The sequence below is a fragment of the Bacillus sp. EAC genome (genome assembly GCF_002156875.1).
Lineage (GTDB): Bacteria > Bacillota > Bacilli > Bacillales > Bacillaceae_G > Gottfriedia.
Window position 1 is genome coordinate 199,682 of the sequence record NZ_NCSY01000004.1, and the last position, 15,006, is coordinate 214,687.

The following is a 15,006-nucleotide window of genomic DNA, read 5'->3' on the forward strand; positions in this document are numbered from 1 at the left end:
ATAAAGAAGCCTGTTTTCGTAAAGGTATTGTTTGATTTCCGATCCAGGATGCTCGCTTTCCGCGGGGCGGGCGATGAGCCTCCTCGTCGCTGTGCTCCTGCGGGGTCTCATCTGTCTCGCTACTCCCGCAGGAGTCTCGCACCTTTCCGCTCCAATCAAAATGTTTATTAACCTTCTTCTTTATGTAAACCAGTAAAAACACAACAATCTTTTAGAAAAAGCAATAAAAAAAGATGTTGGTTCAACTATACCAACATCTTACATGTTTTAGTAACGATCGGAAGAATGTCCCATCTCTTTTGATTTATCAACAGCAACATCAGCTGTTTCATTACTGGTATGTTCAGTTCTTTCTCTTTTTGCAACCTCTAAGCCTTCTCGTACTCTTTTACCATAATCAGAGTCTGCTTCTGTAAAGTAGCCTATCATTGTTTCTTGAATATGCGGTTTACAGATTTTTAAAGCGTCAACTAAGTTTGAAACTAGTTCATTTTTTTCGATTTCATCAAAAGCTCTATAAGTATTTCCAACTTGAGAAAAGTCATTTGGACGATCAATCTTTTGACGTACAAGTTTTGCATTATAATTTGGTTCGTGTTCTTTTCCATTGTTTGGTGCTTCTTTTAATCCACCTAAAGAGGACGGCTCATAATTAACATGCGGATTTTGTCCAGGAGCCATATCAACTTTATATTCCATTTGTCCATCTCGTTGGTTAGTTGCTACATGAGTTTTAGGTGAATTTACTGGAAGTTGTAAATAATTGGTCCCTACTCGGTAACGTTGTGTATCAGAATAAGAGAAAGTTCGTCCTTGAAGTAACTTGTCATCAGAAAAATCAAGACCATCAACAAGTACTCCAGTTCCAAAAGCTACTTGTTCGACTTCGGCAAAATAATTTTCTGGATTTTTATTTAAAACCATTTTTCCTACTTTTAAAAATGGAAACTTTTCCGGATCCCAAAGTTTTGTTGGGTCAAGTGGATCAAAGTCGAGCTCGGGATGCTCTTCATCGCTCATAATTTGAACGCAGAGTTCCCATTCTGGATACTTTCCTTGTTCAATTGCTTCGTATAAATCTTGTGTAGCATGATTATGATTAGTCGATTGAATTTCATTTGCTTCATGCTGTAATAGATTTTTTATTCCTTGATTCAGAGGCTCCCAATGGTATTTAACGAGTACTGCTTCACCATCTTTATTGACCCATTTATAAGTATTTACACCAGAACCTTGCATTTGTCTGTAATTTGCTGGGATGCCCCAAGGCGAAAATAAAAAAGTTACCATGTGAGTGGATTCTGGTGTTAAGTGTAGAAAGTCAAACATTCTCTCAGGGTCAGGTAGATTTGTAACAGGATCGGGTTTAAATGAGTGCACCATATCCGGAAACTTCAACGGATCACGAATAAAGAAGATTTTTAAATTGTTTCCAACTAAATCCCAATTTCCGTCTTCAGTGTAAAATTTAACTGCAAAACCACGGGGGTCACGTAAAGTTTCAGGTGAATGCCCACCGCCTACTACAGTGGAGAATCGAACGAAAACGGGTGTGCTTTTTCCTGCTTCTTGAAATAACTTCGCTCGAGTATACTTGGAAATTTGTTCTTCTCCGACCTTCCCATAGGCCTCAAAATACCCATGTGCCCCAGCTCCACGAGCATGTACAACTCTTTCGGGAATACGCTCACGATCAAAATGAGAAATTTTTTCTAAGAAATCATAGTTTTCTAAAGTTGTAGGTCCTCTATTTCCGACAGTTCGTACATTTTGATTGTCAGTAACAGGATGCCCTTGACGGTTGGTTAATATTTCTTCATTGCTTGGCTGATTATCCATTATGTACCCCCAATAAAACAAATTCAAAAGTTAGATTGTCCATCCAATTCAATCTTTATACAAATTTTCCCAATAGGAAACTTGCATATTAACTGATAAATAGCTGAGTTTTTATCATAAGAAGATAGGTACATTAATATAACTATTAAATATTTAGCTTTTTGGGAGGTATTTCAAATGATCATTAGGGAAGCGAATAGTAATGATATTGACGGAATTGCAAAAGTTCATGTGGATAGTTGGCGAACGACATATAAAAACATAGTTGCTGATGATTTTTTAAATAATCTTTCATATGAAAATAGGAGAAAGCTATGGTCTAATCAATTCTCTAATTCTAAAAATTATATTTTTGTAGCAGTTAATGAGCAAGAAGAAATAGTTGGGTTTATTTGTGGCCAAAAAGAGCAATCGGGAAAATATCCAGGTTACGAAGGGGACGTAACTTCGATCTATCTAGATGAAAAATATCAAGCAAATGGTTTAGGCAGAAAGTTGTTAAAAGAATTGTTCATTAAATTCGACTCTGTAAATATTAACTCTGTTATTGTTTGGGTCTTAGAAAATAATCAATCTCGTGTATTCTATGAAAAAATGGGTGCAAAGTTAGTTGTAAACAATGAAAGCATTAAAATAGGCAAGGAGTATTTAAAGTTAATTGGTTATGGGTGGGAGAATATAAAAAATATCTTAAAAATGGAGGCAGTAGACATATAGAAAAAGATTAAGCAGACATAAAAAGTGTCTGTTTTTTGTTGTATAAGTCCAATTTAAAAAGCTCTTTGATTCTATATAGGTTTGTTAAATCAAACTGTTGATCTAGAAGGGGATTTGAGCGGAGGTGCGAGACTCGGGTGGGACCCCGCAGGTGCATTTACGCTGACCGCACCACGGAAAGCGAGACTGCTGGAGTGAAAATCTACAATATTTCATATTCAATAGCAAAAAAGATTACGAAAACTGTTTTGAAAAATTAATACGAAAGTTTACAACTTTGAAACATTTAATGAGCTATTTCGAAACATTATTACCTTATTATTGAGCTATCAAAAGAAAGGAGCTAAATGAAATGAAAAATAAATTTTTAAAAATATTATTATCTACAGTCGCTTTATCAGGGACTTTAATGTTTTCGAATGGGGCAGTGAATCCCCAAAAAGTTCAAGCTGCAGTCATCAATGCACCATTAACTGTTTATGAAGTAACAGCGAACTCTTTAAATGTACGTTCTGCCCCAAACACAAATTCAAAAGTTGTAGATAGATTAAGAAAGAAAGATCAGATTGAAATAATTAAATTTTATAATGCAAACTGGGGAGTTATTAAAACAACTACTACAAAAAGTGGAATCGCCTATGTAAATACAAATTATTTAACAAAACTGCCCTCCACAATTACAACAAAAGCAAATTTGAATTTACGTAGTGGTGCCAGTACAAAATACAAAGTACTAACAGTTATTCCAAAAGGAGCTAAAGTAAGTTTTCTAGGTTATCATAAAGGTAGCACTCAAATGGACTTTAAATGGGCGATAATTTCTTACAAAGGTATAAAGGGTTACGCTAGTACTACTTATTTAAATATGAAGTAAAAGAAGAAGAAAGTGAGATTGTTCTCACTTTCTTTTTGGTGTCTAAATTTGTTCAGGAAGTTTTTGATAAGTAAGCTTTTTAATAATTTCTTCATGATCGGGATATGTGGATAAGAGTTCGTCCTGTGTAAATAATTCAAAGTCTTCAAATTCAAAACCTGGTGAAACCATGCATCCTACTAATGAAAATGTGTCTTTTTCCATAACAGATGAACCAAAAATTGAATTTTTTGGAACTAAAAACTGAGGGACTTCTCCATTTTCTAAATCTAATCCTAGCTTCACTTCATTATAGAACCCTTCTTCATCAATTACATGAATCGTTAATGAGCTTCCAGCATGGAAATACCATAATTCATCTGATTTTAATCGATGAAAATGTGAAACATCATGAGATTCTAAAAGAAAATAAATACTTGTATAAAGTAAACGTTGGCCATTAAATTGAACTGATAATTCGTTATCTGTGATTTTTTCATTTGATTGATATGTAGCTTTAAAATATCCACCTTCTGGATGAGCTTCTAGTTCAAGTTTTGATATCCAATATTCCGGATTATTGTTTTTCATGTAATTAATTTCCTTTCATCATAAATATTTAGCGGACTTCCTTCATAATAATACTTTAAACTATTATTTAATAACTAGTTTTGTCATCATATATTAAATTATGATTTCAAAAAATATAGGAAGAAAAGTTTAAAAAATTTTCCCAATATACAATTGATAGTTAATAGATTAAATTTAAAGTATCGAATATAAAACGATGGAGTGTAAAGTTTGATGTTTAAAAATACAGTATTATTTCTACTAACTATTGCTACAATTTACCTAATCATTAATGTAACCATTTTGTCAAAAGAAGAGAAACCAAAAGTTAGATTTGAATTAGTTGATAAGAAGATCCCTTATAAAATAGTAAACTTTTCATGGGGAAAAGGATTTGAAAAAGATAGATTAACAAACGAAAAAACCTATGCGACTGTTAAGAAAGAGACGGGGATTCTTGCTACAAAGGGAGAATATGTACAAATCCATTTCTCTAAAAAACCAGAAAATGTAGAGATACTTGAACATACAAAAAATAAGAAGAATTATATTTATGACCACTACACGAAGAGAAATGACGGATATATTTTTAAAATTGGCTCACAAAAAGGTGAAAAAATATTTGAAGTTAAAGGCATTTGGAAAGGTAATAATTATTTTACTTATCTATTTAAATTAAAGATTTTATAAAGGGGGAATTCAATTGAACCAGGAACCGTTATATTTTACTGATAACTTTTTTTCAACCGGTAAAACAGACATATATAATGAGCAAAAGGAGAAAATTGGAGAATTAGATTTAATTAGTATGTTTTCATCTGGGGTAGATGTATTAGATCAAGAAGGTAACATCAGAATTAGTGGAAGATTTCCTTTTTTAAGTTCGAAATGGAAAATTTATGATCACCAGGCACAAGAAATAGGTTCATTAAAAAGCAAATTTGCATTCTTCGCTGAAAAGTATGAGTATGAAGCCTATGGAAGGGATATCTTTTTCATTAAGTCAGAAGCCTTTTCTAAACTATACGAAATCTATAAAGAGGAAACAAATTTGGTTGGTAAATTTGAAAGAGTTAGTGGTTTCTTTTCATCTCCTGCCTTTAAATTAACTAGCTACACTGATCAAATGTCATCTCAAGAGTTAATTGCGATTGTAATGGGAGTTAATGCAATCCAGAAGCGCCGAAGAAGCAATGGTGCAAGTGCTGGGGCTACAACATAATTTACAACATAAGTGGTAAAAATTAAGACCATATTTATATGGAGGAAAACGTGATGAATGAGGTACATTTACAAATTTTCAAGTCGGAATATTTAGAATCTCTAAGTCAGTTTCATTTACCGCATGAACAAGAAAAGTTTACGGCAATGCCATCAGAAATGTTAGAAGTATCAAATAAAAGACATCCGATCGTCATTTTAAATAAATTAGAGCCAGTAGGATTTTTTGTCCTTCATTCTAGTGAAAGAGTTAAAGAATATACTGACAATCCAAAAGCGATGTTGTTAACAGCTTTTTCAATAAACTTTAAACATCAAGGGAAAGGATATGCGAAAAATGGTTTAAATCAAATCGACTCTTTTGTGAAAAAGCTTTTTCCATGGTCTAATGAAATTATTTTGGCAGTAAATTATAAAAACATTAGTGCTCAAAAACTATATAAAAAAGTTGGTTTTAAAGATACTGGCAACAGAAAAATCGGTAAACTTGGTGAACAGTATATATTTAGCTACAAAATTACATAAATATGAGGTGGCCCATTAACAGTGCCAAGGAAAGCGAGCATCCTTGAGTAGAAAATCTACAAATCTCCAAGTGGTATAACAACATGTTAAAATCCATATGAAAAGTTCAGTTCATCCAATCAATCATTTATTCTCAATCAGTCTGAATCTCATATTTTTGGGACTATGTCTACACTCTGAAATGCTCTTAGGATAAGAGCATATTTTTTTTATTTTATTTAATAAAGTAAAGCCAAATTTCAATTGAATACGTCTAATTAGTAAGAGGCTTGGAGGTGAAGAGCATTATTCACTTAGTGAAAGAAGCACAAAAAGGAAATGACACGGCATTTTTAAAGTTATTTCAAGAATTCGAAGAAGATATATATCGAACAGCTTTTATTTATGTGAAAAATCAAGAAGATGCATTAGATATAGTTCAGGAGACAGCATATCGTTCATTTAAATCAATTAAAAACCTCAAAGAACCTAAATATTTGAAAACATGGATTATAAAGATTGCTATTAGTTGTTCAATTGATCTACTACGTAAAAAGAAAAATGTAATTGAATTAAAACCAGAAATTGAAAAATTTGTATCCAATGATGTAGAAAGGGATATACCACTCTCTATCACACTGGAGGATTTAATTGATTTATTAAATGAGAATGAAAAGAAGGTAATCATTTTAAGGTACTATTTTGATTTTACAATTAAAGAAGTTGCCGAAACATTGAAAATACCATTAGGGACAGCTAAAACAATTTTATATAGAGGATTAAGTAAACTTCGAAAAAACTTAATTGGAGATGAACTATATGAGCGATAAAATAAAAGAAGAAATAAATCGGATTCAAATTCCGAGTGACATTCATGAAAGAGCATTAAAAGGTGTTAAGAAAGCAAAATTAGATATGAGCAGCAGACGAAAAGAAAGGCTGTTTACAATCGTTCCGATTGCTATCAGCATGATGATCGTAACATTTGGTGGATACAGTTATATAAGTAATCAATCTAATAACCAGCATAGTTCGTTAGTGTTGAATACTCCACTAATCAATAAAGCTCTAAAAATTCCACCAGCTTTAAGTAAAAATGATAATGGTCAAAAAAAGATGATTGGCTTGATTGTATATAAAGGTAAGATTTATACACAATCAGCTACAAAAGTTGATAGCATACATGCAAAGAAATTGGTAGGGGAAAAGCTTGGAAGTACAAAATTTGGAATTGATGAATGGAGTAGTCAGGACGATTACACTGATGAATTTGCTTCAACTATAGGAGAAGCGAATGTTTATTCAGTTAATGGCTACGATCAAAATTTTAGAATTATGACCTACATTGAAAGTGAAGGAGCGATAATTGCTGAGTTCTTTGATTGCTTAAATGGCATAACAGTTCAAAATGGTGAAGATGTTTTTGGAAAGCTACATCTTACTGGGAATATAGTGAATGTTGAATATAGAAATTATAATGACTGGAATAATAGTGTTGAAAATTATCACCCTATAAATGACATGAAAATCATTAATGCAGTTGTCAATTCAATGAATAAATCGAAACCATATACTCAAGAAAGTATTGAAAATGAAATTGGGGATTTTAGTAATGAAGCACAATTTAAAGAACTATTCTTTCATCTGACTGATGGGTCAATCGTTACCATGAGCGTAATAAAAGATGGATATATTAGTTATGGTAGTTCAGGAGTTTATTTTAAAATGGAAAAAGAAGTCTTTGGTAAATTCTGGCAACTACTAGATATGTAAGTTAGATGATACATTATAGAAGCATTACTTCATATTGAAGTAATGTTTTTATATTTTATAAGTTGTTTTAATTGATGTTTTTAGTTATAATTTCGTGAAAAATATAGTAAATGAGGTATAATGATAGGTAGAGAATGTATGGTAAAACTTCAACCTTTTTAATTCATAATCAAGTTAAATTGAATAGTATGAAGTGCTATTTAACAAACGTTGAAGAACAAACTAATACAAATTAAATTTATTTTAGATTCAATGTTGAAAGAGAGTGGAACAAGATGGGTCGTAAATGGAATAATATTAAAGAAAAGAAAGCTTCAAAGGATGCTAATACTAGTCGTGTTTATGCAAAGTTTGGACGCGAAATATATGTAGCAGCAAAACAAGGTGAGCCGGATCCGGAATCAAACCAAGCATTAAAAGTCGTACTTGAACGTGCAAAAACATATAGTGTACCAAAACACATTGTTGATCGTGCGATTGAAAAAGCAAAAGGTGGTTCTGAAGAAAGTTTCGATGAATTACGTTATGAAGGTTTTGGACCAAATGGTTCTATGGTAATTGTTGATGCACTTACTAATAACGTTAACCGTACAGCAGCTGAAGTACGCGCAGCTTTTAGTAAGAATGGTGGGAATTTAGGAGTAACTGGATCTGTATCATATATGTTTGATGCAACTGCCGTAATCGGACTTGAAGGTAAAACTGCAGATGAAGTACTTGAAATTCTAATGGAGGCAGACGTTGATGTTCGTGATATTTTAGAGGAAGAAGATGCAGTTATTGTTTACGCTGAACAAGACCAATTCTACGCATTGCAAGAGGCATTTAAAAATGTAGGAATTACAGAATTTACAGTAGCAGAGTTAACAATGCTTGCTCAAAATGATGTTGAATTGCCAGAAGATGCTCAAGAAAAATTCGAGAAAATGTTAGATGTTCTAGAGGATTTAGAAGACGTTCAACGCGTTTACCATAATGTAGACTTAGGTGAATAAATAGAAAGAAGCTCCTTGTTTTATAACAATGAGCTTTTTTCATTTATCTATTAAAAATTGAAAGGAGTATGTATGCAACAACTTAATCCTTCTTCATCAATTAAGTTAAGAGTATTTGATAATAGCTATCTTACTGCACTTGAACAGTATGTTTTACCAATTGAACAAGCTATCTATACAACCTTACCAATAAATGCAATGAAGCAATGTGAATTAGTTAAAGGAGCAATACCAATCATTATTGTTAATGAGGATGAATTAGTTGGTTTTTTTGTACTTGATCATAATCAATCCGCTAATTTGTACACAAATAATAAAGATGCTGTGATTTTTAAATCCTTTTCGATTGATCAACGCCATCAGAGATTAAAGTATGCTAAATCGTCATTAAGGCTACTCACTAGTTTGACGAAAAAACTTTTACCAACTAAAAATGAAATATTATTAACTGTACATCATACGAATATTCCTGCGATAAGTTTATATAAAAAATGTGGTTTTGTTGATAAAGAAATAAGATATGCAGGCGAGTATGGAGAGGAATTGGTTTTACATAAAGAAGTATAAGTAATCAAAAATTTAAAAAATGGCTATTCCAAATTTATCTAAATTTTCTTATAATTAACTTGGTAATTACTATTTACATCCGATTCATCTCATGAAGGAGGAGAAAGTAATGGAAGAGTTAATTGAAAAACCTGTCTTCACACATAAACAATTTGCTGTATCATGCTTTAATAAAGTATGGGATTTACTAGATTCTGAAAATAGAACTGAAAGTGAGTCAGAGGAAATGGTCCACTTATGTCATAGTTCATTTTGGCATTGGACAAAAGTAGAGGATCATACGCCTAAAAATCTATCAATTGGATATTGGCAATTATCTCGAGTTTATGCAGTAATTAATCAAGGCGATTCAGCATTATTATATGCTAAGAAATGTATGGAAATCAGTCACGCATCCGAGATTGAACCATTTTACGTAGCATATGCTTATGAAGCTGCAGCAAGGGAATATCTCGTATTAAATCAACATAATGAAAGCTTTGAAGCAAAGAGTAAGTCATTAGAATATGCTTCACAAGTTATAGACGAAGAAAGTAAAGGTTGGCTAATAAAAGATTTGAACTCAATTAATCCATTATAAAAATAGTAAAAGTATTACTTTACTAAGTAATACTTTTTTTAATACTATTATTTAACTATATGTATCTACTTTTAAATTATAAATCTTCTTAATTAACCACGAATGATCTTCCTTAACTAAATCAATAAGCACTTTACATTTGTTTAATCCATTGTTATATATCCCTTCCGGATTAAACGACTCAGGAAATGTAATATCATACTTTACTTGTATAGTCGTAGTGAAATCATCTTTTTTTAAATGAATGGCCGATAAATTGTCACCTGCAAATTTCGCGTCAATTATGATGGACATTATTTTGGTAAAATATAAGGATCGGATATTCATTTTTAAATTTTGAGTAACAACTGAATTGTATTTTTCAATATCATGCCTCTTTAAAGCAATAATATAGCCTCTAACAGTGTTTTGGACATTTTGTTCTTCATGTAGCTCAATTGCTAGTTCGTTGTCCACTGCCTTTTGTTTTTCTTTTTCAATATACAATTTAAATGATAAAATAAAAATGATTATTATTCCGAAAATTGCAACAAATAGTTTGTGAGATTTTTTAACCATAGGAATCTCCTTCAAGTTTTTATTCGAAACATTACTAAAATTAAAAGTAAAAAAGGTAAATCTTATTTTGGGAGATGACTTGAAAGAATAGATCAATAGAAGATAAACTGTCCATAAAAAAATTGCAAGATGCAGTTCAATACATCTTGCGTTAAATATGTTATTAAATGGGGGTGCATTTAAAGAATACTAACTAAGAACGAGTCGTTAGTATTTTTATTTGCGTGTACCTAATCATATCACTCACCATTAAGTTTGTGTATTGGGAAAATATTTGAATATAATTAGTTTTTAGAAATATTAAAAAAGTATATTAATATGATTAAAAATCTTATAAAATTTAGTTATAACAGTGTTTAGTAAAATATTAATATAGGAAAATGAAGTCGTATTCTAAAAAAAAAAGATGTATTTAATATATATGAATTTGCGATTTGAACAGGAGATTTAATTATGAATTATGGAAAAATGATCTATCATCATCGAAAAAAATTAGGATGGACACAAGAAACATTATGCGAAGGAATTTGTTCAGTTTCCCATCTTAGTAAAATAGAAAACGGTACAAAAGAAGCTGGTATAGAAACGATTGAGTTACTTTTGAAAAAAATGAAAGTAGAAATTGAAGATAATGAAATAAAACTAGAAGATGTAATGAATCAACTTAAAAAACTATGGAACGCAATCGAACGGACAGATCATGAATTAAGTCAATTAATCTTTGAGAATCTGGTAACGAAAGAAGAAAGTGTTCGTTATACTAATATATCAAATGAATTTCTAATAACCATTTGGCGTTATTATATTTTTATTGAAGATATTAAAATGGCAAAGAAAAAATGGAAACAACTTGATCAAAACAGGAAGAAATTTTCCCAATATGAATTAACAAAGTTTTTGTTTACACTCTCTTTATACTACTTAAAAGAAAAGAAATACTCAGACTCATTATTGGTAATGGATGAGGCACAAGAACTAGCACCTAATATTGAAATAGAGCTTCAGGAATATTGTTTTTATAGGGCACTGGTTTATCACATTTTGAACCAAACTTCGTTATCAATGTATTTCTGTAACAAAGCGATCCCCATTTTTGTACAAAATAATAACATTAAACGGATACTAGATTCGAAAATGTTGCTATCTCTACAATTAATAAAAAGTAGTTTATTACAAAAAGCCGAGGCTTTATTGGAAGAAGTAATTGATTCATCATTAATTTTAAGTGATCGGACCATTCATATTAATGCATTACACAATTTAGGATTTCTATACTATCATTCGAACCAAAATAAAAAAGCAATTGAGTTTTATAAAAGCTATCTTTCAAACATCCAAGAGAATACAGAAGAGTACTATACTGTCATCTCAAATATAGCCAATAACATGATGATTTTAAATGAAAACGAATCTGCTATTGAACTACTTGGGCAAAATTTAGAGAAAATGAAAAACCAGAATAGTTCAATATATATTAGGATGAAAGTATTATTTTATGAAGCGAATAAGGAAGAAGCACAGTTAGTCGAATATTTAAGAGAAGTGGCATTACCAATTTGGATTAAGCTTAATGATAGTGATAAATTATTACGATATTATGGAATGATTAGCGATTATTATGAAAAAAACAAATCTATGGAAGAACAAAATAACTTGTTAAAGGAATATAATTTGATCTTATTAAATGTGATAGAAAGTAGGAGATAGGCAATGAAGCATTTAAAAAAATTAATATTTATAGCTAGTTTAATTTTATTTGTGACTATTAATGCTGAATATCATCCTATTAATAAACAAGATAACAAAGTAGCAACCGACGAACCAATTAATCCGAAAGTAATTAAAAGACCAAAATTTTTCATCTAACTAAGATATCGATAAAAAGTATCGTACACTGTGTGATACTTTTTTATTTGGAGGTTTATATGACATTTGAACAATGTATGAAGGTAAACGAATTGATGACGGGGTTCAATAAGCAATGGTTTATCGCAGGTGGATGGGCAATTGATTTATTTATAGGAAGTCAATCAAGGCAACATAAAGATATAGAAATTGCAATTGCACGTAAGGATCAAATAGATTTGAAGAATTATCTAATTGATTGGGAATTTAATAAGGTTACTAAAGGTGTAGTTTCTTTATGGGAAGATGAATATTTGGAGTTGCCAATTCATGAAATTCATGGAAGTAATATTGCATTAAATGTAAGCCTTGAAGTCTTATTAAATGAAATTGAAGATAATAAATGGAAGTTTAGGAGAGATAAATCAATTTTTTGTGAACTAGAATCACTCTGGAGTTACTCTAAACAAGGAATTCCTTTTCTAAATCCAGAAATAGTTCTCTTATATAAAGTTAGTAATACGAGGGACAAAGATCACCAAGATTTTATGAATGTAAGAAAATATCTGGATGATTCAAAGAAATTATGGCTTCGAGAGGCAATTTCACACCATCAACCTAAACATTTGTGGTTGCAATATTTATAATTTAGTTTTTTGAATGAAAGTAAAATTAAAAATCTGATTGGAGTGTAATGATGAACTTAAATAAAGTATTTTGAAGATTTTTCAATCATAGAATCAGAGGGAAGCACTTCAGAGAGTTCCGTTCCAGGAGCATTTTTTAGAAAGGGGCCACTATGTGTGATTCTTTTTTGGTACCTATTTATCTGTTCATTATTATTAATAATCTTTTATTTTGTAAGTAAAAAAATTTCAGAGCACTTTGACCGTTACTTGATAATCGTAATTTTATTTGGATTAATTATAAATATATCAAATAAATTACTAATCCTCTTATTAATCTTATATATCATCTTCATCTTAATGAAAATAAAAAAATTCGAATAAGTTTCACTAGGAAACCTGGTTTAAGAATCAAAAGTACCTTTTTTTATTAGACAGAATCATGACTTTGATGCGGAAATAAAGGGAAATCAAACAAAAACCTGGAAAGTAATAATAAAGTTTCGAAAAGGATAAATCCAAATTGTACTTTCTGGAATCAAAAAAACATCTTGATCTTTTTTCATACTTAGGTCTGATGTGAAATGATACTGAGGGATGTTATCCATTTTTTGTATTAGCCATAAAATGAGATTGTTAGAATCTTATTTTGGAGGCTATATAAATGAAAAAGCCATTTTTTATCGCTTTAATAATCTGTACGTCATTATTCCTTACAACTGGTTGTAATATAATTGATAATGGTAATGTGAAAGAAGAATCAATTTCTGTTAAAAAAGATAAAGCAAAAGAGCTTGATGTGGATCTGAACTTAGGTGTTGGAGAAATGACAGTTAAGCAAGGGACAAATGAGTGGGTAAAAGGTAATATTAGCTATAATAATAAAAACTTAAAGCCAAAAGTTTCATATGATTTAAAGGGTACAACTGGGAAAGTACAAATCAATCAGACTAAAAAGCATTTTTCAAATGTAAAAATAGGTAAAAAAATAAATAAATGGGATTTAGAGCTATCAAACAAAGTTCCAATCAATCTCGATGTAAATACAGGTGCTTCTAAAACGAATCTGGATTTACAAGGTTTAAATCTAAAAAAAATAGATATTGAAACAGGTGTAGGAGAACTTAATGTAAATTTAGGCGGAGATTGGAAACATAATTTAGAAGCTAATATTGAAACTGGGGTAGGGAAAACTACTATTACAGTCCCATCCGATATAGGCGTCAAAATTGTTTCAAGTAAAGGAATTGGAAAGTCTAATGTGATCGACTTGATCTCAAAGGGAAATGGCGTATTTGTAAACGAAGCATATAAGGATGCTACAGTAATTATGACAGTTAATATGGATATGGGGATAGGCGAAGTTACATTTAATTTAGAATGATTTAATGTTTAGCAGTGGACTGTTTCAGATGGACAGTCCACTATTTCATAATAGATCTTTTTTAGGAGGGATATCATGTTGAAGGAAGCGATCAGTTCAGTAGTTGAATGTATGGCATCAAATATGGATATGTATGAAATCCAAAGAATTCAAACAGAACATCGATTTAAATTAGCTGAGTTTTGGAATATTAAAGAAGGTAGCAAGGTTTTAGAAATTGGTTGTGGTCAAGGAGATACTACTGCAGTTTTAGCCTATTTAGTAGGACAAAATGGGTTTGTTCAAGGAATTGATATTGGTTCACCTACATATGGCAGCCCGATTTCTATTGGAGATTCAGCGAAGTATTTAATGAATTCAAGTATAGGGAAGCAAATAAAAATAGATTTTGAGATTGATATACTCTCTCATGAGGTGGACTTTGCTGAACATGAATTTGACTACATTGTATTGTCCCATTGTTCATGGTACTTAAAATCAATTGAAGAATTCACTGCGGTGTTGCGTAAGGTAAAGAAATGGGGAAAAAAACTATGCTTCGCAGAATGGGACACTAGAATTACGAAGCTTGAGCAATATCCCCATTTATTGTCTATTCTAATACAAGCACAATACGAGTCACTTAAACAAGAAAGTGAATCAAATATACGTACCTTATTAACACCTAATGATATTGTGTCAATTACTGATAAATCTGGATGGATGATTAGTCGTGAAACAGTAATCTTTTCCCCTGAATTACAGGATGGTAATTGGGAAGTAAATAAAACATTAGACGATTTTGAAATTGAACTACAAGAGATTAATCAAATTCCAGCTAAATTAAATGGACTAATACATTCAGAAATTAAGATGCTAGAAGAGTTTATTAAATTGAATGAAATTAAGCCTTTGTCTGTCTTTGCATTTGTTGGAGAATGATTTGTTTATATAAAGATGAATAAAATTTAAGCAACTAAAAAGTAATTATAAAA

General features: G+C 30.9%; 17 protein-coding genes and 1 pseudogene. 15 read left to right on the forward strand and 3 right to left on the reverse strand.

The window, feature by feature from the left end; all coding sequences use genetic code 11:
* Nucleotides 1-267 precede the first annotated feature (267 nt).
* Nucleotides 268-1,821: pseudogene (locus tag B7R65_RS08425) on the reverse strand (catalase); the annotation flags it as partial.
* Between the two features lie 195 nt (nucleotides 1,822-2,016).
* Between B7R65_RS08425 and B7R65_RS08430 the strand changes: the two are divergent.
* The gene (locus B7R65_RS08430; RefSeq protein WP_088042324.1) at nucleotides 2,017-2,556 is read left to right on the forward strand and encodes a GNAT family N-acetyltransferase; all 540 of its coding nucleotides are present in this window, start codon (nucleotides 2,017-2,019) and stop codon (nucleotides 2,554-2,556) included.
* A 352-nt stretch (nucleotides 2,557-2,908) separates the two neighbouring features.
* On the forward strand, nucleotides 2,909-3,430 hold the full coding sequence (locus tag B7R65_RS08435; protein WP_088042325.1) for an SH3 domain-containing protein: 522 nt from the start codon (nucleotides 2,909-2,911) through the stop codon (nucleotides 3,428-3,430).
* Between the two features lie 42 nt (nucleotides 3,431-3,472).
* On the opposite strand, the gene B7R65_RS08440 is transcribed toward B7R65_RS08435, so the two are convergent.
* Complete coding sequence (locus B7R65_RS08440) at nucleotides 3,473-4,000, reverse strand: cupin domain-containing protein (RefSeq protein WP_088042326.1); 528 nt, start codon at nucleotides 3,998-4,000, stop codon at nucleotides 3,473-3,475.
* Nucleotides 4,001-4,213: 213 nt separating this feature from the next.
* On the opposite strand from B7R65_RS08440, the gene B7R65_RS08445 reads away from it, so the two are divergent.
* The 8 genes from B7R65_RS08445 (at nucleotide 4,214) to B7R65_RS08480 (ending at nucleotide 9,619) form a co-directional block, all read left to right on the forward strand.
* Nucleotides 4,214-4,669 carry a hypothetical protein gene (locus tag B7R65_RS08445; RefSeq protein ID WP_088042327.1) on the forward strand — a complete coding sequence of 152 codons (456 nt, stop codon included), beginning with the start codon at nucleotides 4,214-4,216 and terminating at the stop codon, nucleotides 4,667-4,669.
* A gap of 13 nt (nucleotides 4,670-4,682) precedes the next feature.
* On the forward strand, nucleotides 4,683-5,201 hold the full coding sequence (locus tag B7R65_RS08450; protein WP_088042328.1) for an LURP-one-related family protein: 519 nt from the start codon (nucleotides 4,683-4,685) through the stop codon (nucleotides 5,199-5,201).
* Between the two features lie 53 nt (nucleotides 5,202-5,254).
* Nucleotides 5,255-5,725, forward strand: a complete 471-nt coding sequence (locus tag B7R65_RS08455) for a GNAT family N-acetyltransferase (protein WP_088042329.1) — start codon at nucleotides 5,255-5,257, stop codon at nucleotides 5,723-5,725.
* A 275-nt stretch (nucleotides 5,726-6,000) separates the two neighbouring features.
* Nucleotides 6,001-6,534, forward strand: coding sequence for a sigma-70 family RNA polymerase sigma factor (locus tag B7R65_RS08460; RefSeq protein WP_256941218.1), 534 nt, complete (start codon nucleotides 6,001-6,003; stop codon nucleotides 6,532-6,534).
* Nucleotides 6,524-7,477, forward strand: a complete 954-nt coding sequence (locus tag B7R65_RS08465) for a hypothetical protein (RefSeq protein WP_088042330.1) — start codon at nucleotides 6,524-6,526, stop codon at nucleotides 7,475-7,477. The genes B7R65_RS08460 and B7R65_RS08465 overlap by 11 nt, the downstream gene beginning before the upstream one ends.
* A 275-nt stretch (nucleotides 7,478-7,752) precedes the next feature.
* Nucleotides 7,753-8,472: a YebC/PmpR family DNA-binding transcriptional regulator gene (locus B7R65_RS08470; RefSeq protein ID WP_088042331.1), complete on the forward strand. Its 720-nt coding sequence runs from the start codon at nucleotides 7,753-7,755 to the stop codon at nucleotides 8,470-8,472.
* A gap of 72 nt (nucleotides 8,473-8,544) precedes the next feature.
* Nucleotides 8,545-9,039, forward strand: coding sequence for a GNAT family N-acetyltransferase (locus B7R65_RS08475; protein WP_088042332.1), 495 nt, complete (start codon nucleotides 8,545-8,547; stop codon nucleotides 9,037-9,039).
* A 109-nt stretch (nucleotides 9,040-9,148) separates the two neighbouring features.
* Complete coding sequence (locus B7R65_RS08480; protein WP_088042333.1) at nucleotides 9,149-9,619, forward strand: hypothetical protein; 471 nt, start codon at nucleotides 9,149-9,151, stop codon at nucleotides 9,617-9,619.
* Between the two features lie 51 nt (nucleotides 9,620-9,670).
* Here the strand turns inward: B7R65_RS08480 and B7R65_RS08485 are convergent, their stop codons facing one another.
* Complete coding sequence (locus B7R65_RS08485; protein WP_088042334.1) at nucleotides 9,671-10,177, reverse strand: hypothetical protein; 507 nt, start codon at nucleotides 10,175-10,177, stop codon at nucleotides 9,671-9,673.
* Between the two features lie 453 nt (nucleotides 10,178-10,630).
* Here B7R65_RS08485 and B7R65_RS08490 point away from each other — a divergent pair, with 453 nt between their 5' ends.
* The 5 genes from B7R65_RS08490 to B7R65_RS08505 all read left to right on the forward strand — a co-directional run bounded on the left by B7R65_RS08490 (nucleotide 10,631) and on the right by B7R65_RS08505 (nucleotide 14,953).
* Complete coding sequence (locus B7R65_RS08490; RefSeq protein ID WP_088042335.1) at nucleotides 10,631-11,884, forward strand: helix-turn-helix domain-containing protein; 1,254 nt, start codon at nucleotides 10,631-10,633, stop codon at nucleotides 11,882-11,884.
* Between the two features lie 3 nt (nucleotides 11,885-11,887).
* Nucleotides 11,888-12,043, forward strand: a complete 156-nt coding sequence (locus tag B7R65_RS21280) for a hypothetical protein (protein ID WP_179194815.1) — start codon at nucleotides 11,888-11,890, stop codon at nucleotides 12,041-12,043.
* Nucleotides 12,044-12,102: 59 nt separating this feature from the next.
* Nucleotides 12,103-12,669 (forward strand): nucleotidyltransferase domain-containing protein, encoded by a 567-nt coding sequence (locus tag B7R65_RS08495; protein ID WP_088042336.1) that lies wholly within the window; start codon nucleotides 12,103-12,105, stop codon nucleotides 12,667-12,669.
* 643 nt (nucleotides 12,670-13,312) lie between these two features.
* The gene (locus B7R65_RS08500) at nucleotides 13,313-14,032 is read left to right on the forward strand and encodes a toast rack family protein (protein ID WP_088042337.1); all 720 of its coding nucleotides are present in this window, start codon (nucleotides 13,313-13,315) and stop codon (nucleotides 14,030-14,032) included.
* 75 nt (nucleotides 14,033-14,107) lie between these two features.
* Nucleotides 14,108-14,953 (forward strand): class I SAM-dependent methyltransferase, encoded by an 846-nt coding sequence (locus B7R65_RS08505; protein WP_088042338.1) that lies wholly within the window; start codon nucleotides 14,108-14,110, stop codon nucleotides 14,951-14,953.
* The last annotated feature ends 53 nt before the right edge of the window (nucleotides 14,954-15,006 follow it).

Excerpts from the sequence above, each read along its gene's own strand:
- B7R65_RS08430 (WP_088042324.1), top strand. The coding sequence starts at position 2,017 with ATGATCATTAGGGAAGCGAATAGTAATGATATTGACGGAATTGCAAAA.
- B7R65_RS08435 (WP_088042325.1), top strand. The coding sequence starts at position 2,909 with ATGAAAAATAAATTTTTAAAAATATTATTATCTACAGTCGCTTTATCA.
- B7R65_RS08440 (WP_088042326.1), bottom strand. The coding sequence starts at position 4,000 with ATGAAAAACAATAATCCGGAATATTGGATATCAAAACTTGAACTAGAA.
- B7R65_RS08445 (WP_088042327.1), top strand. The coding sequence starts at position 4,214 with ATGTTTAAAAATACAGTATTATTTCTACTAACTATTGCTACAATTTAC.
- B7R65_RS08455 (WP_088042329.1), top strand. The coding sequence starts at position 5,255 with ATGAATGAGGTACATTTACAAATTTTCAAGTCGGAATATTTAGAATCT.
- B7R65_RS08465 (WP_088042330.1), top strand. The coding sequence starts at position 6,524 with ATGAGCGATAAAATAAAAGAAGAAATAAATCGGATTCAAATTCCGAGT.
- B7R65_RS08470 (WP_088042331.1), top strand. The coding sequence starts at position 7,753 with ATGGGTCGTAAATGGAATAATATTAAAGAAAAGAAAGCTTCAAAGGAT.
- B7R65_RS08475 (WP_088042332.1), top strand. The coding sequence starts at position 8,545 with ATGCAACAACTTAATCCTTCTTCATCAATTAAGTTAAGAGTATTTGAT.
- B7R65_RS08480 (WP_088042333.1), top strand. The coding sequence starts at position 9,149 with ATGGAAGAGTTAATTGAAAAACCTGTCTTCACACATAAACAATTTGCT.
- B7R65_RS08485 (WP_088042334.1), bottom strand. The coding sequence starts at position 10,177 with ATGGTTAAAAAATCTCACAAACTATTTGTTGCAATTTTCGGAATAATA.
- B7R65_RS08490 (WP_088042335.1), top strand. The coding sequence starts at position 10,631 with ATGAATTATGGAAAAATGATCTATCATCATCGAAAAAAATTAGGATGG.
- B7R65_RS21280 (WP_179194815.1), top strand. The coding sequence starts at position 11,888 with ATGAAGCATTTAAAAAAATTAATATTTATAGCTAGTTTAATTTTATTT.
- B7R65_RS08495 (WP_088042336.1), top strand. The coding sequence starts at position 12,103 with ATGACATTTGAACAATGTATGAAGGTAAACGAATTGATGACGGGGTTC.
- B7R65_RS08500 (WP_088042337.1), top strand. The coding sequence starts at position 13,313 with ATGAAAAAGCCATTTTTTATCGCTTTAATAATCTGTACGTCATTATTC.
- B7R65_RS08505 (WP_088042338.1), top strand. The coding sequence starts at position 14,108 with ATGTTGAAGGAAGCGATCAGTTCAGTAGTTGAATGTATGGCATCAAAT.